The sequence below is a fragment of the Microbacterium oxydans genome, assembly GCF_900095745.1.
GTDB lineage: Bacteria > Actinomycetota > Actinomycetes > Actinomycetales > Microbacteriaceae > Microbacterium > Microbacterium oxydans_B.
Map to the genome: position 1 here is coordinate 187,936 of NZ_FMIR01000006.1, position 24,333 is coordinate 212,268.

A 24,333-nucleotide genomic window follows, 5' to 3' on the forward strand; every position below is an offset into this window, starting at 1 on the left:
GACCGAGCCTTAGAGCCGGGCGGCGAACTCGTGGATCAGGCGGGCTGCGGGCTCGGAGTCGCTGATGAGAGTGCCGTGTCCGTGATCGGGGATGACCTCGAGCGCGGCGCCGGGGATCGCGTCGAGGATCTCCCGGCACCAGCTCATCGGCGCGAGCGGGTCGTCTTCACCGCGCAGCACCAGCACCGGGCACTCGATGCGCACGAAGGCGTCCTCGGGCTCGTGCACGACGGTGGCACGGATCTTGCGGATCAGGTGCGGGCCTCCGCGCAGGTACTCCCGCGCGCCGCGCCAGATCACCAGCGGCCGTTCGCCGACGAGGTCGGTCAGGAGGTAGCGGGCCTGCGCCGCGATGTTGCGCGCCGCCTTGTTCACCGTGGGCCCGGCCAGCACGACACCCTCCACGAGGGACGGATGCCGTGCGGCGAGCTCGGCCGCGATCTGGCTGCCCATCGAGTGCCCGATCACGACCACCGGGCCCGAGTCCACGTGCTGCAGGTAGGCGGCGACGAGGTCGGCATGACGCTCCATGGTGAGCGTGCGCGTCGGCTCTGGTGCCTCGCCGAAGCCGGGCAGGTCCAGCGCGATCACTCGGCCCTCGAGCCGCTGCACGACGTCGAGGTAGACGCTGCGACCCATCCCGATGCCGTGCAGCAGGAGGTAGGTGTGCGGGCCTTCGCCGAACGTCTCGGCGATGAGCGTGGCGCCGCCGTGCTCGAACTCGAGGAGCGTGACGGTCGTGCCCTTCGGGGCGAGGTAACTGGATGGCACCTACCCACGGTATCGGAGCAACCTGCGCCGTCCCTTCAGGACGGCGCAGCCCCGCGGATCAGCCGGTCGGCGACAGGATCAGTGTGTCGATGGTCGACGCTCCGACGGCCTTCCCCGAGTACGCCCAGGGCTGCTGGAGCCCGACGGCCCAATCGGCCGTCTGGTCGGTGTAGTGCTCATGGAAGGCGTGACCCGAAGCGCCGGTGAGGTGGTTCCAGGTCGAGGCGTCGAAGTCGGAGAGATCGATCACCATGCGCATCGACGGCACCGTGGTGGTGGCGTACGAGACGCCGAGTTCCCACCCGGTCGCGTTCACCACGGAGGCCCCGCCGCTCACCGGGTACGGCCCGCGGTTGAAGAGGGCCTCGACCGGCGCGATCCCCGAGGTGCCGAGGGTGTCGCTGGTGAGGGTGATCGCGTGCAGGTCGCCCCAGTTCCAGCGCGTCGGGACGTCTCCCTGCAGGGTGACGAGCTCGTCGTAGGCCTCTTCGGCGGACAACGCCAGCATGGCCTCCATCCCGTCGACATCGATCTCCGGGTTGTTCCAGAGCGGATCGGAGGGGTCCTCGAGCATGTCGGCGACGACCGTGAACAAGCGTCCCTGCCCGTCGATGGGCAGGGGCTGCTCGCGCTCGCCGAAGATGTTCTGCACGAGGTTCGACCAGAGCACGTTCGCGTAGGCCGCGGCGGGCGAGGAGGCCGCGTTCTGGCCGTCCCACGGGAGCAGGAGGTCAACGGCTGCCTGGACGTCCGCTCGACTCACGTCGACGTCGGCCATGGCGGTCGCCAGCTGCGTGCCGATCCACATCTCGTCGTCCATCTGGATGTCACGCATGTCCTGGGCGGTCAGCGGAGCGGCGGCCGCGCGTCGTTCGATCAGGTGGGCGATGCGCGCCGCGCGATACCCGTAGTCCCAGTCGCGGGAGAGGAAGTACGCGTAGTCGTCGGTGACGATCGCGTTGTTCGCGGTGACGATGTACCCCGAACTCGGGTTGTACGAGACCGGCAGTTCGTCGAACGGGATGTAGCCCGTCCAGTCGTAGCTGCTGTCCCATCCCGGCTGCGGCATCCATCCGTCGTCGGCACCGCGGATCGGGAGGCGCCCCGGGGTCTGGTAGCCGATGTTGCCCTCGGTGTCGGCGTAGATGAGGTTCTGTGCCGGCACATCGAAGAGGGATGCGGCGTAGCGGAAGTCGTCGAAGTTCTGCGCGGTGGAGAGGGCGAAGATCGCGGTCGCGGTCGTGCCGGGGTCGAGCGCGGTCCAGCGCAGGCTCACGGCGTACTCGGCGTCGTCCTGACCGGCGGGCGGGGCAGCGGGCGCCTCCGTGCCTTCGGCCAGCGCCGGCTCCGGGTCATCGGCGATCGCGGTGAAGTCGTCGGTGAGCCCCGAGATGATGGGTCCGTGCACGGTGGAGCGGATCGTCAGCTCGATGTCGTCGCCGCCGGCGACCTTGATCGTCTCGGTGCTCTGCTCGAGCGGGACCAGCGCCCCGTCGCGCCAGTACTCGTCGCCGACGACCCGCTCGACGTAGAGGTCGGTGACGTCGGTGGTGAGGTTGGTGAACCCCCAGGCGACGTGCTGGTTGTGGCCGATCACGATGCCGGGAAGCCCGGAGAACGAGAAGCCGCCCACGTCGAACGGGCAGGCGTCGTTCACGGTCGAGCACTTCAGCTGCACCTGGTACCAGACCGATGGCAGTGAGGCGCCGAGGTGCGGGTCGTTCGCGAGCAGCGGCATCCCCGTCTCGGTGAGGTCGCCGGAGACCACCCAGGAGTTCGATCCGATGCCCTCGCCGACGTCGCCGACGAGCTCGCTCGCCGCCTCGATCACGTTCGAGGTCTCCTCCCACTCGATCGTGGTGGTCGCCTGCTGGATCTCGTCGTCCGATTCGGAGGGCGTGTATGCGGCGGGTTCGGCACCGGTGTCGAGTGCGGGCACCGTCGAGATCTTCGGAACGATCACCGGATTCTCGTCGAACGGGTAGTCGGGGTAGAGCTTCGCGAGCATCTCGCCGGTGTCGACCGACTCGCCCGCGTCGTCGTCCGTGCCGGCATCCAGCTCGGCGGCCAGGAGGGAACGCTCGGTCTCATCCTCGATGTTGCCGCGCAGATCCCAGGCCATGGCCTTGAGCCAGGCGACCGAGTCCGCGGGCTCCCACGGCTCGGGAGCGTACTCCGGGTTCTGGATGCCGAGAACGGCATATTCGAGCGAGAGCTCTGCGCCCGACCGGGTGGCGAGGTAGGCGTTGACCCCGTCGGCATAGGCCTCGTAGTAGCCGCGGGTGGTGTCGTCCATCGCCTCGACCTCGGCTTCGGCGACGGTGCGCCAGCCGAGTGTGCGCAGGAACGCATCGGTGGCCGCCTGGGATTCTCCGAACATCTCGGCGACCCGCCCCGCGGTGACGTGTCGGCGGAAGTCCATCTCGAAGAACCGGTCCTGCGCGTGCACGAAGCCTTCGGCGTAGAACAGGTCGTCGGTCGAGTCGGCGGTGATCGTCGGGATCCCGCGCTCGTCGCGCTGCACCGTGACCTCGGCCTTCAAGCCGTCGAGTTCGACGGTGCCCGCGGTCTGCGGGAACGAACGCTGGATCGTCCACGTCACGAAGAACGCGGCGGCCACGGCGATCACGACGATCGCGGCCAACACGAGGAAGGAGATGCGTCCGATCCGGGCACCCAGTGACGGGCGGGTGGATACGGCGGACTCCTGCGAATCGGTCATCATCGTCGAGAACTCTTTCGGGTAGACAGGTGGAACTCAGTCCCACCGAGCCCCAGTGCGCGTTTCAGGGTCGCGCATTCGCATCATATCCGTCCGAGTGCTCATGGATCATCTATTCAGGCGCATGTGTTATGTTACCCGTTGCGCTACGCGCGAATCAGGGGCGATGCGGAGGCTCGGCACGAGAGTGCCGTCGGTCGCCGATGTCGGCCGCATCGAGTGGTGGGGGAGCCACAGTGGTCGAAGGAGGGTGTGATTTTGGTGAGCATGGATGGAGCGCTGGAACGGCGTTCAGTGAGTGAAGACGTCTATCAGCGACTGCGGGACGCGATCGTCAGTGGCGAGCTGCGACCGGGCGAACCGATCCGCGACTACGAGCTGGCGGCGGATCTCGGGACGTCGAAGACGCCCGTGCGGCATGCGCTGGCGCGACTCGCCGAGGGAGGACTCGTCGAGATGCAGCGCAACCGCTACACGCGGGTGGCTCCCCTCGACCTCGACCGCATCCGAGACGCGCTCGCACTCTTCGGCGACATCTGGATCGGCTCGGTGCGCCATGCGATGCCGCTGATCCAGGCTGACGACGTCACGTATCTCGTCGATCTCACCGAGGACATGTCCGCCGCGGTCGTGGAGCAGGATGTCGTCGAGTTCGGTGGAGCGCTGCGTACCATCGCGAACGGGTTCGCCCGCATCGAGGGCAACTCCACGCGGGTGACCGTCATCGAGTTCCTCGGGCCGCAGATCCGCCGCTTCTCGCAGCACGCGCGCGGCTCGTTCGACTGGGCGGCGGTCGAGAAATCCACCGTCGCGGTCCGCGAGGCCATCCGGCAGCGCGACGCGGCCGAGACCCGCGCGGCGATCGTGACGCTCTTCGACGAGGTGCTGCCGAGCATCATCGACCGCGCTGAGGAACTCGACGCCGCAGACGAACGGCGCAGCGTCCGCGACTCACCGGCCTAGCGGCTGCACCTCTCCGACGTCGGCAGCACGGGCTCCCGACGCCGGACGGTACGGCGTCAGTCGGTGCCGGAGTCGAAAGCCGCGCCTTCGGACGCGGTGTCGACCGCATCCGCCAGGTTCTCGTCGGCTTCGGAGATGGAGCCGTGGACCGACTCGGTGATCTCGGCGGACTCGCCGGCGGTCACGCGGCCGACCAGCTCGCCGGTCGCACCACCCACGAGGCCCAGGCCCGCGTACTGCTCGAGGCGGGCCCGCGAGTCGGCGATGTCGAGGTTGCGCATCGTGAGCTGACCGATACGGTCGACCGGCCCGAAGGCGGCGTCGCCGACGCGCTCCATCGACAGCTTCTCGGGGCCGTAAGACAGGTTCGGCGAGACGGTGTCGAGGATGGTCCAGTCGTCGCCGCGGCGCAGGCGGATCGTGACGGTGCCCGAGATCGTGAGGCCGACCCAGCGCTGGATCGACTCGCGCAGCATGAGCGACTGCGGCTCGAGCCAGCGGCCCTCGTACATCAGGCGGCCGAGGCGGCGACCCTGCTCGTGGTAGGTGGCGAGGGTGTCTTCGTTCAGGATGCCGTTGACGAGGCGCTCGTAGGCGATGAACAGCAGCGACATGGCGGGAGCCTCGTAGATGCCGCGCGACTTCGCCTCGATGATGCGGTTCTCGATCTGGTCGCTCATGCCGAGGCCGTGGCGTCCGCCGATCGTGTTCGCCTCCATGACCAGGGCGACCGGGTCGGAGTACTCGACGCCGTTGATCGCGACGGGGCGGCCCGCCTCGAACGTGACGGTGACGTCTTCGGTCTCGATCGCGACCGACGGGTCCCAGAACTTCACACCCATGATCGGGTCGACGGTCTCGAGCGAGACGTCGAGGTGCTCGAGGGTCTTCGCCTCGTGCGTCGCGCCCCAGATGTTCGCGTCGGTCGAGTAGGCCTTCTCGGCCGAGTCGCGGTACGGGAAGTCGCGGGCGACGAGCCAGTCGCTCATCTCCTTGCGGCCGCCGAGCTCGGTGACGAAGTCGGCGTCGAGCCACGGCTTGTAGATGCGCAGGCGCGGGTTGGCGAGCAGACCGTAGCGGTAGAACCGCTCGATGTCGTTGCCCTTGTAGGTGGAGCCGTCGCCCCAGATGTCGACGCCGTCCTCCTTCATGGCGCGCACCAGCAGCGTTCCGGTGACCGCGCGCCCGAGGGGCGTGGTGTTGAAGTAGGTCTTGCCGCCGGAGCGGATGTGGAAGGCGCCGCAGGAGAGGGCGACCAGGCCCTCTTCGACCAGGGCGGTCTTGCAATCGATCAGCCGCGAGGCCTCGGCGCCGTACTCCAGCGCACGGCCCGGGATCGAGGCGATGTCGTCTTCGTCGTACTGGCCGAGGTCGCCGGTGTACGTGAAGGGCACGGCGCCCTTCTCGCGCATCCACGCGACGGCGACGGAGGTGTCGAGTCCTCCGGAGAAGGCGATGCCGACGCGCTCGCCGACGGGCAGGGACTGGAGGACCTTGGACATGCTTTCCAGTCTATCCGCGTGCGGCGTGTCGCCCCGTGCCGCGTCAGACGACGGCGACAGCCACGCCGAGGGCTGCGTATGTCACCATGGCGCGGCGGTCGCAACTGAGGAGCGTCACACCAGCTGTGCGAGCGCAGAGCGCGACCAATCCGTCGTACACCGCTCCACCGGAGACCCCGGCGTCGGCGAGAACGTCGACGGCGGTCCGCGCAGTCTCTTCTGGGAGGGAGACCGACCGGGGGAACGCAGTCCGGATCGCGCGAGCCGCGGCGGGAGGAGTCAGACGATTCGGGCCCGGGAGGCGCGTGAGAACGGAGTAGGTCTCAGCTGAAGCATGGCCTGCGAGTCCGAGGACTGCGCCGGCGCAGGCGGTCTGGACAGCGAGGTGCGCGGTGTTGTCTTCGACGAGGAGAGCGACCGCCGCGCTCGTGTCGAGAAGAAGGTCAGCGCTGGTCGGCAAGGCGCAGCTCGCGGATGTCTTCGGGCGTGAGAGTGGTGCCAGACGACGCGATGACGAGGCGACCATCCTTCTCGATCAGGTTGTCCGGCGCCTCGATCTCGATTCGGATGCCGTTGCCGTCGAGGATCAGGTCGACCGGGCCCGGGATCAGCCCCACGCGCTCACGGAGCGGTGCAGGGATGACGATTCGTCCTGCCTTGTCCATGGTTGCTTTCATGCCATCAGAATACCATTTGGTCGGCACGAGGGGGTCGGGCCGACCGACTACTCCGGCGGGGCGACATCCTCATGGCGTGCCGTGCGCAGCGGGGAGAACAGAACGATCAGCGCGGCGACCGTGAACACCACCACGGCCACCGCGATCGTCACGCGGTAGCCGAAAGCGGTGGCGAGGCCGCCCGCGAGCAGTGCGCCGACGAGGAAGGTGACGCGGTTGACCGTGCGGATCGACGCGTTCAACCGCCCTTGCATGTGGTCGGGGGCTGCGGCCTGGCGGTAGCCCATCTCATTGGGATCCTCCAGACCCATACCCAACCCGAACAGGAGCTGCCCGACTCCGAGGGGGATGGCGATGATCGCGAGAGAGGCGATGTCTGAGAGCGGGAGGACGACGATGGCGGTCCAGGCGACCGCCGACAGGATGCGTCCGGTGAGCACGGCGCCGCCGACGCCGAATCGTCTCCCCGCCACCGGGGCGAGGAGAGCGCCGGCGAATCCGCCGACGCCGCCCATCGCGAGGACGATGCCGAACATCAGCGGACTCAGTCCGAGTTCCCTCAGCGCATAGGGGGCGAATGCGGTCAGCGCGATGCTGTTGCCGAGGAACCAGACGTTGACCGATGCGGCCATCGGGGCGAGCGTGCGGTGGGAGTACGTCCAGCGCAGGCCCTCCATGATGTCGTGTCCGAGGTGGCGGCCATCGGTCCGGCGCTGCGCCTTCGCCTCCTCGACACGGATCCGACTCAACAGCACCGCGCTCACGACGTACGCGACCGCATCGATGAGGATGGCGAACGGAGCGCCGAGCCAGCCGACGAGGGCACCGCCGACCGCGGGGCCCGTGGTCTGGGCGACCGTGCCGGCCTGGCCCAGGCGCGCATTCGCGGCCACGAGCTGATGCCGGGGCACGAGGCGGGGGAGCATCGGCTGTGCGGCCGAGTCCGCGATGAGGGTCAGCGCGCCGTAGAGCAGGAACAGGGCGCCGAACGACCAGACGGTCAGAGTCCCCGTGAGCCACAGCACGGGCACGAGCGCCAGCGTCAGCGCACGGCCGATGCTCGCGAAGACCATCGCCGGCTTGCGCCGCCATCGGTCCATCAGTGCGCCGACCACCAGGCCGAAGAGCAGGTAAGGCACGACGTTGGCCGCGTTGAGCAGGCCGATCTCGAACGGAGTGGCGTCCAGCGTCGTCACGATCAGGACCTGGAACGCGATCGCGGTCACCGCCCCGGTGAACGCGCCGAGGGTGGAAGACGACCAGTAGAGGGCGAACGCGGGGACGCGCAGCACCTCTTTGGGTCTGTCGCTCATTCCGCCTCACTCCGTCGCCGCCCGCTGCTGTCATCCTATTCACCGCCTTCTCCCCTGGTGGGTCGAGCCAGGGAGACGCGGAAGGAGGTGGGAGAGTAGGCCGCACGGAGGTGCGACATGGGCGAAGCAGTCCTGTGGGGTGTGGTGGCGGCCGCGCCGCTGTTCATCGGCGCGGTGCTGGCCCTGCTCCGGAAATGGCCCCCGCGGTGGCTCGGCATCGTCCTCGGATTCGGCGCCGGTGCCCTCATGGCCTCGATCGCTTTCGAGCTCTGGGAAGAAGGGCTCGACCTCGCCGGTCCCGTCCCGCTGGTGGTCGGCGTCGCGGCCGGCGCCATCAGCTACTACATCGCCGATCGCATCCTCGATGCCCGTGCCGCGAAGAGCAAGTCGCAGGCGGGCGGTGGCCAGCTCGCCGTGGGCGCGCTGCTCGACGGCATCCCCGAGCAGCTCGTGCTCGGTATCGGGCTGGCATCAGGGGAGCCGGTGAGCATCGCGCTCGTGGTGGCCATCCTCGTGTCGAACCTGCCCGAGTCGATCGGGTCGGCCGCCGACCTGCTCGAGGGGGGCATGGCGAAGTCGCGGGTGCTGCTGCTCTGGGCGGGGGTGGCCGTGATCTGTGCGGCGGCGACCGTCGCGGGGTTCGCGCTGGCCAGCTTGACGGGCGACGCCTTCCGATCCGCATCGAGCGGCTTCGCGGCCGGAGCGCTGCTGGTGATGCTCGTCGACTCGATGATCCCCGAAGCGCAGTCCAAGGCGAAGGAATCGACCGGGCTCGCGACCGTGCTGGGCTTCGCGCTCGCCGCGGGGCTGGCGTTGGCGTGAGAGCGCGCGCGACGGCAGACCCCGCCGCTGCGTCTCAGATCTTCGGGTGTGCCGGCTCTCGGCGTACGCTGCGACCGGAGATGCTGTCGATGTGCAGGACAAGAGGGAGACTGCGATCCTCACCCGCCCAGGGGTGCACTCGAGCGGTGATGTCGGCCGCCACTTCTTCGGCCGCTCGGGAGAGGCTGCCGTGCAGCAGGACGCTCCACGCCGTGCTCCCGATCGGATCGTGATAGTCCACCTCGAACGAGACGTCGACCGGATCGCGCGTCAGATCGGCCAGCAGGCCGTCGGGTGACGTTCGCAGAACCAACTCGTGCCCGGAGACCGCGAAGTTCACCGGGTGGATCTGCACCCGCCCGTCATGGACGAAGCCGATGCGTCCGATCGTGGTCGTGCTCAACAGGTCGTAGGACTGCTGTTCATCGAGTTCTCGGATCATGCGCATTCCTTCCCTCTGGCGCCAGGCTATCCGGGGCGACACGACCCTTCAAGGGAGTCCGCCACCGGCGGAACCGCGACCCCGCCACCCGGCGGACGGGAGGCGTCGGATCCGCCCCGACCGGCGGGTTACCCTCGGATGCGACGTGCACGAGGCTGGCGGGACGCCGCCGCGATGGCGGCCGAGGACAAAGGAGTTCTGATGACTGACACGACCCTGGCACGCCCGCCCTTCGATCCCGAACTCGAAGCCGCCCTCGCCCTCGTGGGCGACCAGATGCCGTCCACTCTCACGCCGGAGATGATCCCGTTCCTGCGCCAGTCGCCGGTCGGTGGCGAGGACGAGATCTTCGCCGCGCTCGCCGAGCGCGGCTTCACGTACCGCGACGTGTCGATCCCCGGCCACGAGGGGGACGAGATCGTCGTCTCCGTGATCGAGAAGGAAGGCAGGACCGGCACCGGTCCCGGCTTCTTCCACACCCACGGCGGCGGGATGATTATCGGCAACCGCTGGCTCGGGGTCGTCGGCTTCCTCGACTGGGCCGAGCGGTTCAACGGCGTGATCGTCACGGTCGAGTACCGGCTCGCCCCCGAGTTCCCCGATCCGTACCCGGTGGAGGACTGCTACGCCGCGCTGCTGTGGGCGGCCGAGAACGCGGGGGAGCTCGGCATCGACCTGTCACGCCTCATGATCGGCGGCGGGAGCGCGGGCGGCGGTCTGGCTGCCGGCACCGCTCTGCTGGCCCGTGACCGGCAAGGCCCTGAGCTGATCGGGCAGCTGCTCATCTACCCGATGCTCGATGACCGCGACGAGTCGGTCTCGACCCACCAGATCGACGGCATCGGCATCTGGGACCGCGGGTCGAACGTCACGGGATGGACGGCTCTCCTGGGCGACCGCAAGGGCACCGACGACGTCTCGATCTACGCCGCCCCGGCCAGGGCCACCGACCTCAGCGGTCTGCCGCCCGCGTTCATCGACTGCGGGAGCGCCGAGGTGTTCCGCGACGAGGATGTCGCCTACGCCACGAAGCTCTGGGAAGCCGGGGTCCAGGCCGAGCTGCACGTCTGGGCCGGCGGCTTCCACGGCTTCGACATGTTCGCCCCGCACACCGCCGTCGCGCAGGCCATGCTCGCCGCTCGCGACAACTGGGTGAACCGCCTGCTCTCCTGAGTCCGATCCCACCCTGCGGGGCCGCACCGACCCCGTAGGGTGGAATCCCCGTGCGCGATGGAGCCCGACATGCAAGATCTGCTGGGGCGGCTCACCGCCCTCGACCCGGATGCCAGTGAGACGCTCAAGGTCGTCACGTACTTCGACGCCCTCGTCGCCCGATCGGTCGGCGTGGAGAGCATGCTGCGCGGGGCCGCTGTGCTCAGCGGCGCGACAGTCGGCCAGCGCGACGGACGGCAGATCGTGCGGGTGCGGGCCGATGGTGTGCGCATCGACCCGATCGAGCCCTCGCATGCCTGGCCGGTGCGCGAGAGCGGGCCGGGAGCGATCGCGTGGATCGAACGCGAGGGTGCCGCGCACACCAACGACGCCATGATCCTGGAACGTCTCGCCCTCGCCCTCGGCATCATCCGCGCACGCCGCTCGGTCGGTCCGGAGAGCGCCGTCGAACTCGCGATCAGCTCCTACGCGGGGTCGGACGAGCGGGCTGCCGCGCTGCCTCGGCTCCGGCTCGGCGCGAGCACGCTGCGCCTGGTCGCCTCACCGCCCGATCCCGCGCCCCTGCCGCAGCATCCGTCTGCCGTGGTCGCCACCCGTCACGGCCTGACCCGCGCAACGATCCTGGATGCCGAGACGGATGCCGTGAGCGCATGGCCTGACAGCGAAGGGCTGCGCCTCGGTCTCGGCGCCGCGGGACCCGGGGAGCAGCTTCCGCGGTCGTGGGCTTCCGCGCTGGTGGCGGTACGGCTGACCAGTCCCGCCGAGCCGATCGTCGATGTCGCCGACCTCGGAGCCCTGCTGCTCGTCGCGGACGCCGCGGAGCAGGGGCCCCTCCATCCGGATGCCGCCGCGCTCGCCGCCCTCGACGACCGCAGTCGCGAGCTGCTCGACGCCGTCGCCGAGGAGCAGAGCGTGCGCGCCGCAGCCCTGCGCCTGGGTCGTCATCACTCCAGCGTGCAGGAGCGGATGACGGCTCTCGTCGAGACCCTGGGCTACGACCCGCGCACCTCCCGCGGGCATGCTCGGTACGTGCTCGCCCGGATGCTGCTGACGCTCGGTTCCTGAGCGGGTCGTCTCAGTTCAGCGCCGACGTCAGCCGGAACACTCCGTCGAGGAACGTCGACTTCGCGGGCTCGCGCAGCCACTCGTCCAGCGTCAGCTCCCGCCCCGCGGTGCGGTACTTCTGCTCGACCTCGCGCATCTGCGCCACGAACGACTTGCCGCGCACGAGCAGCGACATCTCCGAGTTCAGACTGAACGAGCGGATGTCCATGTTGCTCGAGCCGATCACGGCGACGTCGTCGTCGATCGAGAAGTGCTTCGCGTGCAGAATGTACGGCGCCGGGTAGAGGAAGATGCGCACGCCCGCGCGCAGCAGGGTCTCGTAGTACGAGCGCTGCGCGTGGTAGACCATGCCCTGGTCGCCGAGCTCGGAGACGAACAGCTGCACGTCGAGCCCGCGCTGGCAGGCCGTGGTGATCGCGTAGATCATCGCCTCGTCGGGCACGAAGTACGGGCTGGTGAGGATGACTTTCTCGGTGGCACCGTGGATCAGGGAGAGGAACATCCGCAGATTGTTCTCGGTGCCGTACGCCGGACCGCTGGGCACCATCTGGCAGTGCAGGTCGGCGCCCGAGGGCTTCGGAACGGCGGATGCCGGGACTCGTTCGACGGCCGACAGATCCTCCCCGGTCTCGATCAGCCAGTCGGAGAGGAACACGGCGTCGACCTGGGCGACGACCGGACCCTCGACCCGCGCGATCAGCTCCTGCCACATCAGCCCGCGCTTGATGTTCTTCTCCGCGTTGTAGTCCCGTGAAATGAGGTTCTGCGAACCGACGAACCCGACCCTCCCGTCCACGACGACGAGTTTGCGGTGGTTGCGCAGGTCGGGCCGCTGGTACTGGCCCTTGAACGGCCGCACCGGCAGCATCCACGACCAGGTCACACCGATCCGGTCGAGCTCGGCGAACGTCTCCTCGGACTTCGGGATCTTGCGGGAGGCGATGTAGTCCGCCAGCAGGCGCACGGAGACGCCGCGGGCGACCGCCCTCTCCATCGCGAGGAAGAACCCCTGGGTCGTGGCGTCCCGTGCGGCGATGTAGAACTCGACGTGCACGTAGCGCTCGGCCGTGTCGATCGCGGCGGCCATGGCGTCGATCGACCCCTGGTAGTCGTCGATCAGCTCGGCCGACGAATCGCCGACCACCGGCAGTCCCGTGAGCGCGTGGTTCTGCTGGGCCACGCGTTGGAGCCACCGGGGAGCCTGTGCGTCGGGATGGTCGACGGCCTCGGCGGAGATCATCTCCGTGATGCGCTTCTGCTCGTCGCGGCGCTTCTTGGGCAGCCGGAAGTTGCCGATCAGCAGGTACAGGCCCATGCCGACGAAAGGCACGAGGAACACGAGCAGCAGCCACGCCATCGCGGCCGTGGGCTTGCGGTCGCGGGGGATGTAGATCAGGGCGATCACATTGATGGCGAGGGCCGCGAGGGCCAGGATCGTCCAGATCAGGTTCGCGGAGACGAGCGCGTCCATGCGTCCTCCTTCGAGGGGATGCCTGAGTGTGGCACGCGCCGCGGCGCCGTCGGGACGCGGCTCATCCTGCGCGGGTGGGGCATGCGCCGACGTCACGCATGCTCCGGACGGTCACTCGAAGCCGGGGTACTCCTGCAGCTTCGTCTCGAACTCGGCACGGTCGTCTTCGCCGAGCACACCGCTGGCGATCACGACGAGCTGCAGACCCTCGAGCGGTTCTCCGGAGCGGGCGGCCTGCGCTTCGCGCGCGGCGAGGAATCCGCCGTCCTGGTCGTTCGACAGGTCGTAGATGTTGGCGTAGAACCGCATCGGATCGGGGTAGTTCTCGGTGTAGTACTCCCACGTGTGCTGCGTGCGGGGGTCGTCGCTGCCGTAGAGCTTCGCGATCATCGACGGGTCGATCCCCGACCCGGTCGGGTCGTTGAAGGAGTAGAGGTTCCACAGCCCGTGCTGCACGACCACGTCGTCGATCGCGGCCATCACCTCTTGCTTGCGCGCGTAGCCCTGCACGGGCTGCTCGGTCGCCCACGCCGCGGAGGTGTACTCGACGAGCATCGATTCGCCGCCGTAGCCGTTGCGTTCGGGGCGCAGATCCTCGTCGCCGACGGCAACCCACGTGTATCCGAATTCCTGGGTGAGCCTCGTCCGGATGTCGGCGAAGAGCTCCTCGGACTGTGCGCGCACCTCTTCCAGAGACTGCTGCCCGAGCGTCTTCTGCGGATCGGTGCCCTTGATGCCGGGGTACGCCTCCGCGTGCTTCTGATCTGCGGTCTTGGCGCCCTCGTAGCTGCCCGCGGCCGAGGTCTGCAGAGCGCTCATGCCGCCGACGGTCGCGACGTTGAACAGGACGGTCACGATCAGCGCGATCGCCCCCAGCTTCCGCGCACGCGGCGAGAACAGGGCGGCGACGACCGTGCCGACGACCACGAGCTGCGCCGTGAGCATCGTGACGCCGTAGAGCACGTCCGTGCCGCCGGCGACCAGCGTGCCGAGCAGGGTCAGCGCGAACAGGACGGCGATGGCGAGGGCGATCCATCCGAGGGCGTTCGCGGGTTGCTTCGGCTCCTCGGGCGTCAGGGGCGCGGGCGGGGCGACGGCGGATTCGCGAGTGGGAGCCGAGGCCTGGCGTCGCGCACCGTGATAACCGCCGGGCGGGGGGACGGGCGGTGCCCCTTCGGCCCCGGCGAGGTAGCGGGCCCGCTGCTGCTCGTGATCGCTCACCACGGCTTGTCCGTTCCCGTGCCGCCGGGCTCGTCGCCCTGCTGCTGATCCCGCTCCTGCGTGCCCTGTTCGAGCTTGCCCTCGAGTTCGTCGAGTTTGCCCTCGGAGGGCTGCTCGTCTTCACCGGGCTGCTGCTCGGGTTCCTGCGGCTCCTGCTGTTGCTCCTGCTGCTTCTGCTTGAGCCGATCCTCGGTGCCGTCGAGGGTGTCGGACATGTCGCGCTGCGGGTCGGAGGACTGCTGCTGCGCCTCGTCGCTGTGGCATTCCTCCGGCGTTTCGACCGTGATGGTCAGCGCCTCGCCGTAGAACTCGGCGGCGGCGGCACCGTCGCCGTCGGCACGCGCGGCGTCGCCCATCCGCTCGACGACGAGCGCGAGGTTGATCCGCACCCCGCACACCTCCAGTCCGCTGGCGAGGTCGAGTGCCTCTTCGAGCTCGGCCCTGGCCTCGGGCAGCTGCTCGGCCGCGCCGAGCGCGGTGCCGATGTTGAACGGCGCCTTGTACGGTTCGAACCAGTTGACGAAGTCCTGTCCGCGCGCCGAGGCTTCGGAGCCTGCGAAGTCGTCGACCACGTAGGCGGTGATCGCCTGGTGAGCGAACGCGTACATGCTCAGCAGCTTGCCCACGAAGAGCAGCGCCGCGAGGGTGAGCGGGATGGTCCCGATCGCGACCCACCGGCGGATGCTGCGGCGGCGACGGTTCGAGCGGAGCAGCGCGGCCGCTGCCTCGTTCGGGAGGGATGCGCGGTGCGCTTCGGCGACGGGGCGTGTCGAAGCGTGCGTCACGCTCCACCTCCTCGCCACTCGCGCCCCGTTCTGCGGCAGACGAGCGGTCCTCGAATCGGCACGGGAAGCGCTGAACATCCTATCCAGGGAACAACAGAGCCGACCTCAGGTATCCCCGAGGTCGGCTCTCTGTCCGTGCGCCCTAGCCTGCGGTGGGCAGGGTGAACTGCGAGAACGTCGACGGTGTGGCGGTGCAGTCGTTCTGGATGTAGTTCGCACCGTCTGCGGTGTTGCCGCCGAGCAACGTGAGGCACTGGCCGGAGTGGCTGGCGACGAGCTGGCTGTAACCGTTGCCCAGGTCCTTCAGGCTCCACAGGAGGTGCGCCTGGTCGGAGCAGCCCCACTGCAGCACCTGCGCGTGTCCCGACAGGACCTTGGCGCTCAACGACACGGCGAGGCACGCTCCGGTCGCCACGTTCTTGAGCTGAACCTTGCCGTACGGCTTCGGCACGACGGTCCACTGCTGCGAGGCGGCTCCCGTGATGGTCTGCTGGACTGCGGGCGAGGCGGTGCCGGAGACACCGAGGGCCTTGCCGCTGTCCTTCGCGACCAGCGCGACGGTGCCGGCGGGGCGCAGGAGGAACTTGAGGTTGTCCGCGCCGGTGGTCGCGCCGCAGTCGGTCTGGACGTAGTTCGCGCCGTCTGCGGTGCCGCCACTGAGCGTGAGGCACTTGCCGGAGTGGCCGGCGACGAGCTGACCGTAGCCGTTGCCGACGTCCTTGAGGCTCCAGAGGAAATTGGCGGTGTCGGCACAGGCCCACTGCAGCACCTGCGCGTTTCCCGACAAGACCTTGCTCAGGGACACCGCGAGGCAGGCCCCAGTCGCCACGTTCTTCAGTTGGAACTTGCCGTCCGGCTTCGGAACAGTGGTCCACTGCTGCGATGCCGCTCCCGTGACGGGCTGCTGCACCGTGGGGGATGCGGTGCCGGAGACTCCGACGGCCTTGCCGCTGAACTTCGAGACCAGGGCGATGGTGCCGGTCGGCGGCGTGGTCCGGGCGATGCCGCTCGTGGCGGTGTTCCCGGCGGCGTCCTTCGCGACGACCGTGTACTGCGGCAGCGGACCGGGCGGGGCCGCCGTGTCGGTGAGCACGACGTCCGGACGCTTCCACCAGGTCGCATCCGCCGTCGTGGTCGCAACGGGCGTCGAGGTGCCCGACCGGTAGAGCTCGTACGTCAGCGTGAGATCGTCACGATCCCAGTTGGCGGGAATGGTGACGGTGACGCGCTTCGCATCGTCGGTGGTTCGCGTTGCGGAGCCGACCCAGTCGTCGCCGGAGAGGCGCGGCTTGTCCTTCGCTCCGCCGGGAGGCATGGTCGAGAAGCGGACGATGCCCTCGAATTGGCCGTTGTTGACGGAGCGGAATTCGCCGCCGATGGAGATCATGTTCCCGGTTCCGGTGATCGACAGTCCGGCCTGGCCGAGGCCCGAGGTCACACCGACAGCCCAGTCCGGAGTCCAGTTGTACGCCGAGGGAGCGGGCGTGCCCGCCCAGTCCTTGTACTTGGGAGCCGCAGGCTGGTGTCCGAGTGTTCCGCGCGCGTCGGCCGTGAAGGCTTCGGAGTAGCGGTGTGTGGTCTGCGGCTGCTCCGGGTGCAGGCCGACGGTCCCGCAGGCGTGGGTGTGGCTCGTCGTGTAGACCACCTTGCCCGTGGAGTAGACGCCGTAGTGGTCCCCGAGGCAGTCGGCGACCCAGCGGATCTTGCCAGTGCCGGCCTCGGCGGCGAACGCGCCTTCCAGGTTGACCGTCTCGCCCACCTCGAAAGCCCAGGCGGTGCCGTAGACACCGGTCGCGTCGGTGGCGAGACCGAAGATCCCGGCTTGCCCCGCGGAAGTCGCGGTCGCTCCGTTCTTGATCGTCCGGGGGGCCTGCCAGTTCGTGTCCACGACGCCGCTGCCCTTCCAGACGGCGCCGAGACCCCGCATCGCGGTGTTGCCGCTGATCTGCGTGAAGCGTCCGCCGATGATGGTGTCTTTGCCGGCCGGGTCCATGACCATGGCATCGACCTGCTGGTCGGTCGTGGGCGCCCAGGGCAGCAGCTTGCCATCGGGCGCGTTGAACGCGGTGAGGTTCTTCCTGGCGGTGCCGTTGGCCTGGGTGAAGAGCCCGCCGGCGTAGACGCTGGTTCCGGAGGTCGTCAGGGCGTAGACGCCCGTTCCGCCGATGGAGGGGATGAAGCCCGGGACGAGTTCGCCGGTCTTCGCGTCGAGGGCGGCGATGTTCCATCGGTCTTTGCCGTTGACGGAGTTGAAGGATCCGCCGATGTAGATGCGGCTGCCGTCCGGCGACGCAGCGACGGCCTTGATCACCCCGTTGACGTTCGGCGCGAACGGCAGCAGCGCCCCGGTGTCGATGTCGTAGGCGAGCACGTTCGACCGGGCGGTGAGCGCGGTGCCCGGTGCGGCCTTCGGTTCGCGAGCATTGTCGAACTTGCCGACGGCGTACACCGTCGACCCGATCGTCGTCTGCGCCCACACGTAACCGTTGTCGATCTGGACCGTCGGAATCGGATCCGACGTCACGACGTTCTCGTCGCGCTGCAGTAGCGGCGGCGGCGACGACGAGACTTCCGCCGCCACCGCCGCTCCGCCACCGAACGAGACCAGGCCGCTGACGACCAAGACACCGACGACGGCGCCGAATGCCGCCTTTCGCGCGCGCTTCAGCGCAGAGTTGTTCCCCATGATGTTGATTCCCCAGTCATCTGACGCCGACCCCAGATCGGCATGACGTCGCCGTGCGCTCCAGACTGGACGGCTTCCCCAGAGGCCGTGCTCAGTCGGTTCGCAACGACGAATCCTCAAGTCGAAGCATGATAGCTATCGACATGCTAAAATAATAGCATATCGGATGCCGGTTTGCGAAGCAGGGCGAGATCAGCCCCGTTGCAGACCTGAAATCGATGGCCCTGCGCGGCCGGACGGCCACTGTCGAAGCAGGAGAGCCGACCTCGGGTGCAGCCCGAGGTCGGCTCTCGTTCACTCCACTCAGGATGCGGAGGCGGGCGGCCGGAGACCCTTCGATCAGTTGGGCTCGATCCAGGTGATGCCGCCGCTGGTGGCGACGTTGCCGTCGGCATCCTTCGCCGTCACCGTGTACTCCCGTGGCGTATCGTCGGTCGCTGTCTCGTCCACGAGGGTGACGAGCGGTCGGTTCCACCAGGTCGCGTCGGCCGTCGTCGTGGCCACCGGCGTCGCGCTGTCGGAGCGGTGGAGCTCGTAGGTCAGCGTCAGGTCATCACGATCCCAGTTGGAGGGGAGGGTGGCGGTGACGCCGGTGGAACCGTCGGCGTTCCGCTCGACACTTCCTGTCCAGTCGTCGCCGGAGAGACGCGGCTTGTCCTTCGCTCCTCCCGGAGGCGTCGTGGAGAAGCGGACGATGCCCTCGAACTGCCCGTTGTTGACGGAGCGGAACTCACCTCCGATGGAGATCATGTTCCCGGTGCCCGTGATGGACAGACCGGCCTGACCCATACCCGTGGTCTGGCCCACGCCCCAGTCCGGGGTCCAGGCGTACGCGGATGGTGCCGGGGTTCCTGCCCAATCCCTGTAGTTCACGTTGGGTTGGTGTCCCAGCGTTCCCCGGGTATCGGCAGTGAAGGCTTCGGAGTAGCGGTGCGTCGTCTGCCGCTGTTCGGGGTGCAGGCCCACGGTCTCGCAGGCGTGGGTGTGGCTCGTCGTGTAGACGACCTCGCCGGTGGAGTAGACGCCGTAGTGGTCGCCGAGGCAGTCGGCGATCCAGCGGATCTTGCCGCTGCCGGCTTCGGCGGCGAAGGCCCCTTCCAGGTTGGTCGGCTGTACCGCTCCGTAAGACCAGGCGGTGCCGTAGACGCCCGTCGCGTCGGTGGCGAGACCGAAGATTCCCGTTTGCCCCGCGGAACGGGTGATCCGGACGTTGTTGATCGCGGACGGTGTCTGCCAGGCGGTGTCCACCGTGCCGGTGGTCTTGTCGACCGCTCCGATGCCGCGCAGTGCGGTGTTGCCGCTGATCTGGCCGAAGCGTCCGCCGATGATCGTGTTCGCCCCAGCGGGGTCCATCACGAGTGCGTCGACCTGCAAGTCGGTCGTCGGTGCCCAGGGCAGCAGTTTGCCGTCGGGCACGTTGAACGCGGTGAGGTTCTTCCTGGCCGTGCCGTTGGCCTGGGTGAAAAGCCCACCGGCGTACACGCTCGATCCGGAAGTCGCCAGTGAATAGACGCCCGATCCGCCGATCGAGGGCACGAAGCCCGGCACCAGCTCGCCGGTCGCGGCGTCGAGCGCGGCGATGTTCCACCGGTCTTTGCCGTTGACGGCGTTGAAGGAGCCGCCGATGTAGATGCGGCTGCCGTCGGGCGATGCCGCGACGGCCTTGATCACGCCGTTGACCGTGGGTGCGAACGGCAGCAGTGCGCCGGTGTCGATGTCGTAGGCGAGCACGTTCGAACGCGCCGTGAGTGCCGCGCCCGGTGCGGCCTTCGGTTCGCGCGCGTTGTCGAACTTGCCGACGGCGTAGACCGTGGACCCGATCGTCGTCTGCGCCCAGACGTAGCCGTTGTCGATCTGGACGGTCGGAATCGGATCCGACGTGACGACGTTGTCGTCACGTTGCAGCAGTGGTGGCGGTGAGGTCTCTGCCGCCATCGCCGCTCCGCCACCGGATGAGACCAGGCCGGCGGCGACCAGGGCCCCGACGGCGGCGCCGATGGCCGCTTTCCGGGCGCGCTTCAGCGCAAGGATGTTCCCCATGTGTTGTTCCCCAGTGATTTGATGTCGACCTTCAGGCCGACATGACATCGCCGCGCGTTCCCACCGAGTCGGCTTCCCCACGAGCCTGCGACACGGTCGATCCGCGACGACGAACCTATGCCCGGACAGGTAGCCCGTGGCAGGTAAAACGATACAAACCGGAGGACGGGAGCGCCACGGATCCCGCACCTTCATACCGGATCGCGCACGGCCCCGGTGGTCGAGTCGAGCGTGAGGCGATCGGTGCTACTGCCCGGAGCCGCCGGGATGCCGCTGCCGCGTCGGGCGCAGCTGCCGGAGCTTCGCGATGAGCATCGTCGCGCGCGTGAGCTCGATGCCCAGGATGAGGAGGATGATCAGCGCCGCGACCCAGTACAGCTCCATCACGTTGCCGACTTCTCCCGACTCGGCGTAGTTGGTCGTGGTGGCCGGCGCCTCCGGCAGCACGGGGTCGGCCTCTGCGGTCCGATGCTCGTACTCCACGCCGAGCTGGTCGGCGATGGCCTCCAGGTTCGTCTCGTCGATCACCGAGAGCGCATCTGCCCCCTCGTACTGGATGTACTCGGCGCCGCCCTCGGCGAGCCCGCCCGTGGTGATGCGCATCGGCCCGCCCTCCGCCGTGCCGTAGCCGAACACGGCCCCTGCGTCGGTGTACTTCTCGCTCGAGCTGAACGACTCGGGCTCGCTGTCGACCGTCTGCTCGCCGTCGCCGAAGTAGAACACCATCCGCGAGCGGTCGGGTGACGACTCCGCGGCCGAGGTGAGGGTCTCGGTCAGCAGTGGCGCCGCGATGCCGATCGAGCTGCCTCGCGACTGACTCGTCACCTCGGGGCGCAGCACCTCCAGCGATCCCATGAGCGCCGTGGTGTCGGTGGTCAGCGGCATCCGCAGTTCGGCCGCTGCATCCGAGGTGATGAGGGCGAAGCGCGCTCCCGGGTACTCCTCGACGAGCGCACGCACGTCGTCACGGATGCCGTCGAGCCGCGGCTCGTCGTCGCCCCAGTCCTCGGCGACGATGCTCGCGGTCGTGTCGACGACGAGCACGATGTCGGTATCGGTCGCGAGCGTCTGGGTCGCGCCCCCCGGGATGCCGGGGCGCAGCAGCAGCGCGGCGCAGGCGAGCACCAGCACCAGGCGCATCGCCCACAGTGCGCGGTGTCCGGCGACCGTGCGCGCGTCGGCGGGCGTCCCTCCGGCAGACCGCGGCGGTCGCACCAGGACCCAGATCGCGAGTGCGGCGATCGGGGCGATCAGCAGCAGGATCAGCAGCGGGTTCAGCACGGGCTGGAAGATCACAGTCGCACCCTCCACAGCACCACGACGAAGCCGAGGAGACAGACCGAGAGCACCGCGATCCAGAGATTCGGTGCGTCGGTCCAGACCACCTGCGCCTCGCCGCGCAGCTCGGTCGCCTCCTGCTCCTGCACCTGCTCGACGATGTCGGAGACCGTCGTCGTGTCGCGCAGGCCGAACGCGGCCCCGCCGGTGGCCTCAGCCGCGGCGGTGAGCTCCGCGCTGACGTCGGCATCCTTGCCCTGCACCGGGTTCAGGGCGAACACCCGCACCTCCTTCGAGGCCGCATACGCCGCCGCCTCGTCGAGCGTGACGATGGAGGCACCGTTGACCTCGTTGTCGGTCGCGAAGATCACCGACCGCGAACGATCGTCGCCCGGACGGTCGAACCCCATCGTGCAGGCGGCGAGGCCGTCTCCGATCAGGGAGGCGCCGTCGCCGTTGAGGGTGCCGACCCAGTGTTCGGGGATCTGGTCGACGTAGTCGAAGCTCCGGGTCATGCTCTCCAGGTGCTCGCGGATGAAGTCGTAGTCGTCGGTCAGCGGGAAGATCTGCACCGGGGAGCTGTTGAAGATCGTCAGCCCGATCCGCTCGCCCTCGAAGTCGTCGAGCAGCTCTTCGAAGACCGTCAGCACCTCGACGTCGACCTCGGACATCGAGCCGGAGACGTCGAGGCACAGCATGATGTCGCGGCTCGTGTTGACCGGCTGGATGGTCTGGGCCGACATCGGTCGAGCGGCCACGACGCCCGCCACGATAGCCGTCACCGCGCCCAGAGCCAGGATGCCCGACAGCGCGAGAGCCCGCCGCGCCAGCGCGCGACGGAACGTCGGCAGTGCGCGCAGGCGCTCGGCGCGAGCGACGCGCGCCGTGTCGCCGCCGCGACCGCCTCCGCTCCGCCGCAGCCCGAGGATCAGGCCGACCGTGACGGCGACCAGGACGACGGCGACCGCGGCGACCAGCATCCACACGTTCGCTAGTGCCACGCCCGCACCACCGTTCGTGCGGCCTCGGCGCCCGCGATCGGATCGATGGCCGGCCCCGGACGGAAGATGCTGGGGTAGTAGTGCCTGCCCATGGCGTCGATCAGGGCAGGATGCACGCCCCGCGCCACGAGGTCGTCGAGCGCGAGCACCGGGGCCTCGAGGCCGCTGTACTCGTTCACGAAGGTGCGGACGACGCGGCTCAGCTCGAGGTTCGCTTGCCGGGCACTGAGTCGGCTCTCGCGGTACTCGTTCTCGATCTGCTGGATGCGACCCATGTACTCGGTGCGCAGCTGCGACAGCACGTCGATGATCAGTGGCGGGTGCCCGGCCGCATCATCCACGGGGAGCGTGCGCCGCGGCCGCGTGAGCACGATGAGCAGCCAGGCGCCGAGCACCAGGAGAACGAGGATGCCGATCGCGAGCAGCATCCATCCCCAGCCGTACTGCGCCGGCGGGTAGAGCTCTTCAGAGCCGGGCATTCGACCTCCGGTTCAGCAACTGCAGCAGCTGCGCGACGGCGTCGTCCTGCCCGTCGAGGGAGGAGTGGCTGATCTCGAGGCGGGTGAGGAGCTCGTCTCGGTGCGCCGCGTCGGCGTCGTGCTGCGCGGTCAGCTCCTGCACGATGGCACGGTCGCCCTGCACGAAGTCCGGCACCTGCCAGCGGCTGTCCGCATCGCTGCGGATGCGTCCGGTGGCGTGGTCCAGCACCGGGTCGGCGTCGCGCAGGGTGAGCCAGAGCACGTCGTGCTGCACGCGCAGGCGGCGCAGCATCCGCTCGGTCTCACTCGTCACGGGGGCCTCGTCGGTGATGACGACCACGATCATCCGGCGCGAGATCGTGCGGGTCACGAACGAGAGCAGGGCGTCGCGGTCGCTGGGCGCCGAACTCTCGTCGATCGCCCGGTCGATCGTGCGCAGGGCGTGTTCGAGCGCGCCCTCACTGCGGCCGGGCGCGAGACGCCGCACCTTCGCCGCGTCGCCGTAGACGGTGCTGAAGTCGTCGCCGTGGCGCAGCGTGAGCACGCCGAGCGCTCCCGTCGCGAGGATCGCCAGCTCCTTCTTCGATCGCTCGTCGGCGGCGAGGGCCGACATCGAGCGGCCCGTGTCGACCACGAACAGCACCGTGTGCATGCGGGTCGCGCGGGAGCGTTTGACGAGCGGGGTGCCCAGCCGCGCGGTCGCCCGCCAGTCGATGTCGCGTACCTGATCGCCGTACTCGTACTTGCGCAGGTCTTCGAAGTCTAGGCTGCGCCCGTGCAGGAGCGACGCGTAGGCGCCGTCGAGCGCGTGCAGCGACTTGCGTGTCGAGTGGATGAAGAGCTTGCTCTTCACCTGCGTGATCAGGCTGGCCATCGGAGGGGTCAGGGCGTGGGGACCGACGCGAAGATCTGGTCGATGATCTCTTCGCTGCGGACGCCCTCGGCATCCGCCTCGAAGGTCAGCAGCACGCGGTGGCGGAGCACCAGGTGGCGCAGCTCGCGGATGTCTTCGGGCAGCACGTGGGAGCGGCCCTTCAGCAGCGCCAGCGCCCTGGACGCTTGCAGGAACGCGATGCTCGCGCGCGGGCTCGCGCCGTACTTGATGAAGCGGGCGCGCTCCTCGCCGATGTACGGCGCCGGGTTCCGGGTCACGTAGGCGATCGACACGATGTAGTTGCGGATCGCGGGGTCGACGTAGATGCGGCTCGCGACGTCTTGCAGCAGGCGCACGTCGTCGAGGCTCACGGCGCTGGTCACATGCCGGTCCGGGTCGAGCACGCCCGAGTCGATGCGGCTGAGCACCTCGAGCTCTTCGGCCGGGCTCGGGTATTCGACGATCTCCTTGAGCAGAAAGCGGTCCATCTGCGCCTCGGGCAGTTCATACGTGCCCTCCTGCTCGATCGGGTTCTGCGTCGCGATCACGAGGAACGGCTTCGGCAGGTGGTGGATCTCGCCGCCGATCGTCGTCTGGTGCTCCTGCATCGCCTCGAGCATCGCGCTCTGCGTCTTGGCGCTGGAGCGGTTGATCTCGTCCAGCAGCACGAAGTTCGCGTGCACCGGACCGAGCACGGTGCGGAACGAGCCCGTCGCCGCGTCGTAGATCTGGTTGCCCGTGATGTCGCTCGGCAGCAGGTCGGGGGTGCACTGGATGCGCTTGAACTGCGCCTTCACGGTGTCGGCGAGGGTGCTGGCCGCCGTGGTCTTGGCGAGGCCCGGCACGCTCTCGAGCAGGATGTGGCCGCCGGCGATGAGCGAGACGAGCAGGCTCGTGCGCAGCCGCTCCTGGCCGACCATCTTCGCCGAGTAGGAGGTGGAGATGATGCGCAGGACCTCGGTGGCCCTGGCCATCTCGGCATCCGTCGGAGCGCCGTTCGCCGGTGCCGCGGCCGGTGCCGACGCGGGTGCGGGGTCGGGTGTGCGCG

The 24,333-nt window shown here is 68.9% G+C and carries 21 protein-coding genes; 4 read left to right on the forward strand and 17 right to left on the reverse strand.

The annotated features are described in order from the left end of the window. Positions 1-9 precede the first annotated feature (9 nt). Both BQ2383_RS01680 and BQ2383_RS01685 read right to left on the reverse strand, forming a co-directional pair. Positions 10-771: an alpha/beta fold hydrolase gene (locus BQ2383_RS01680; RefSeq protein ID WP_091028301.1), complete on the reverse strand. Its 762-nt coding sequence runs from the start codon at positions 769-771 to the stop codon at positions 10-12. A gap of 58 nt (positions 772-829) precedes the next feature. After that, positions 830-3,496, reverse strand: a complete 2,667-nt coding sequence (locus BQ2383_RS01685; RefSeq protein WP_244175849.1) for a penicillin acylase family protein — start codon at positions 3,494-3,496, stop codon at positions 830-832. Between the two features lie 264 nt (positions 3,497-3,760). On the opposite strand from BQ2383_RS01685, the gene BQ2383_RS01690 reads away from it, so the two are divergent. Further along, positions 3,761-4,456 carry a GntR family transcriptional regulator gene (locus BQ2383_RS01690; protein ID WP_091028308.1) on the forward strand — a complete coding sequence of 232 codons (696 nt, stop codon included), beginning with the start codon at positions 3,761-3,763 and terminating at the stop codon, positions 4,454-4,456. Positions 4,457-4,512: 56 nt separating this feature from the next. Here BQ2383_RS01690 and argG read toward each other — a convergent pair whose 3' ends face one another. Genes argG through BQ2383_RS01710 form a run of 4 tightly spaced genes read right to left on the reverse strand, consistent with a single transcriptional unit; the run spans position 4,513 to position 7,948 of the window. Further along, positions 4,513-5,958 carry an argininosuccinate synthase gene (argG, locus tag BQ2383_RS01695; protein ID WP_091028311.1) on the reverse strand — a complete coding sequence of 482 codons (1,446 nt, stop codon included), beginning with the start codon at positions 5,956-5,958 and terminating at the stop codon, positions 4,513-4,515. A gap of 43 nt (positions 5,959-6,001) precedes the next feature. Further along, entirely contained in the window at positions 6,002-6,484 is a 483-nt protein-coding gene (locus BQ2383_RS01700) for a PIN domain-containing protein (protein ID WP_244175851.1), read from the reverse strand. Next, positions 6,402-6,635 (reverse strand): AbrB/MazE/SpoVT family DNA-binding domain-containing protein, encoded by a 234-nt coding sequence (locus tag BQ2383_RS01705; protein WP_237682326.1) that lies wholly within the window; start codon positions 6,633-6,635, stop codon positions 6,402-6,404. Before BQ2383_RS01705 ends, BQ2383_RS01700 begins: the two co-directional genes overlap by 83 nt. Before the next feature lie 47 nt (positions 6,636-6,682). Beyond that, positions 6,683-7,948 carry an MFS transporter gene (locus BQ2383_RS01710; RefSeq protein ID WP_091028317.1) on the reverse strand — a complete coding sequence of 422 codons (1,266 nt, stop codon included), beginning with the start codon at positions 7,946-7,948 and terminating at the stop codon, positions 6,683-6,685. A 117-nt stretch (positions 7,949-8,065) separates the two neighbouring features. Between BQ2383_RS01710 and BQ2383_RS01715 the strand changes: the two genes are divergently transcribed. Continuing rightward, positions 8,066-8,770 carry a ZIP family metal transporter gene (locus BQ2383_RS01715; RefSeq protein ID WP_091028320.1) on the forward strand — a complete coding sequence of 235 codons (705 nt, stop codon included), beginning with the start codon at positions 8,066-8,068 and terminating at the stop codon, positions 8,768-8,770. Between the two features lie 34 nt (positions 8,771-8,804). Here the strand turns inward: BQ2383_RS01715 and BQ2383_RS01720 are convergent, their stop codons facing one another. Then, complete coding sequence (locus BQ2383_RS01720; protein WP_091028322.1) at positions 8,805-9,212, reverse strand: pyridoxamine 5'-phosphate oxidase family protein; 408 nt, start codon at positions 9,210-9,212, stop codon at positions 8,805-8,807. Positions 9,213-9,413: 201 nt separating this feature from the next. On the opposite strand from BQ2383_RS01720, the gene BQ2383_RS01725 reads away from it, so the two are divergent. Then, positions 9,414-10,385, forward strand: coding sequence for an alpha/beta hydrolase (locus tag BQ2383_RS01725; RefSeq protein WP_091028392.1), 972 nt, complete (start codon positions 9,414-9,416; stop codon positions 10,383-10,385). 69 nt (positions 10,386-10,454) lie between these two features. Then, the gene (locus tag BQ2383_RS01730; protein WP_244175852.1) at positions 10,455-11,450 is read left to right on the forward strand and encodes a hypothetical protein; all 996 of its coding nucleotides are present in this window, start codon (positions 10,455-10,457) and stop codon (positions 11,448-11,450) included. 10 nt (positions 11,451-11,460) lie between these two features. Here the strand turns inward: BQ2383_RS01730 and cls are convergent, their stop codons facing one another. From cls to BQ2383_RS01780, 10 genes are all read right to left on the reverse strand, one after another. Next, positions 11,461-12,921, reverse strand: coding sequence for a cardiolipin synthase (cls, locus tag BQ2383_RS01735; RefSeq protein ID WP_091028328.1), 1,461 nt, complete (start codon positions 12,919-12,921; stop codon positions 11,461-11,463). A 111-nt stretch (positions 12,922-13,032) separates the two neighbouring features. Beyond that, the gene (locus BQ2383_RS01740; RefSeq protein WP_244175853.1) at positions 13,033-14,142 is read right to left on the reverse strand and encodes a hypothetical protein; all 1,110 of its coding nucleotides are present in this window, start codon (positions 14,140-14,142) and stop codon (positions 13,033-13,035) included. Further along, a complete protein-coding gene (locus tag BQ2383_RS01745; RefSeq protein ID WP_091028335.1) occupies positions 14,139-14,927 on the reverse strand; it encodes a hypothetical protein in 789 nt (262 codons plus the stop codon). The genes BQ2383_RS01740 and BQ2383_RS01745 overlap by 4 nt, the downstream gene beginning before the upstream one ends. A 142-nt stretch (positions 14,928-15,069) precedes the next feature. Further along, entirely contained in the window at positions 15,070-17,613 is a 2,544-nt protein-coding gene (locus BQ2383_RS01750; protein WP_091028339.1) for an RICIN domain-containing protein, read from the reverse strand. Positions 17,614-17,952: 339 nt separating this feature from the next. After that, the gene (locus tag BQ2383_RS01755) at positions 17,953-19,653 is read right to left on the reverse strand and encodes a hypothetical protein (RefSeq protein WP_208617601.1); all 1,701 of its coding nucleotides are present in this window, start codon (positions 19,651-19,653) and stop codon (positions 17,953-17,955) included. 246 nt (positions 19,654-19,899) lie between these two features. Further along, positions 19,900-20,949, reverse strand: a complete 1,050-nt coding sequence (locus BQ2383_RS01760) for a VWA domain-containing protein (protein ID WP_091028342.1) — start codon at positions 20,947-20,949, stop codon at positions 19,900-19,902. After that, a complete protein-coding gene (locus BQ2383_RS01765) occupies positions 20,946-21,932 on the reverse strand; it encodes a VWA domain-containing protein (protein WP_244175854.1) in 987 nt (328 codons plus the stop codon). The genes BQ2383_RS01760 and BQ2383_RS01765 overlap by 4 nt, the downstream gene beginning before the upstream one ends. After that, a complete protein-coding gene (locus BQ2383_RS01770) occupies positions 21,923-22,411 on the reverse strand; it encodes a hypothetical protein (RefSeq protein WP_091028349.1) in 489 nt (162 codons plus the stop codon). The genes BQ2383_RS01765 and BQ2383_RS01770 overlap by 10 nt, the downstream gene beginning before the upstream one ends. After that, a complete protein-coding gene (locus BQ2383_RS01775; protein WP_091028351.1) occupies positions 22,398-23,285 on the reverse strand; it encodes a DUF58 domain-containing protein in 888 nt (295 codons plus the stop codon). The genes BQ2383_RS01770 and BQ2383_RS01775 overlap by 14 nt, the downstream gene beginning before the upstream one ends. An 8-nt stretch (positions 23,286-23,293) precedes the next feature. Next, positions 23,294-24,259: an AAA family ATPase gene (locus BQ2383_RS01780; RefSeq protein ID WP_091028356.1), complete on the reverse strand. Its 966-nt coding sequence runs from the start codon at positions 24,257-24,259 to the stop codon at positions 23,294-23,296. Positions 24,260-24,333: the final 74 nt, after the last annotated feature.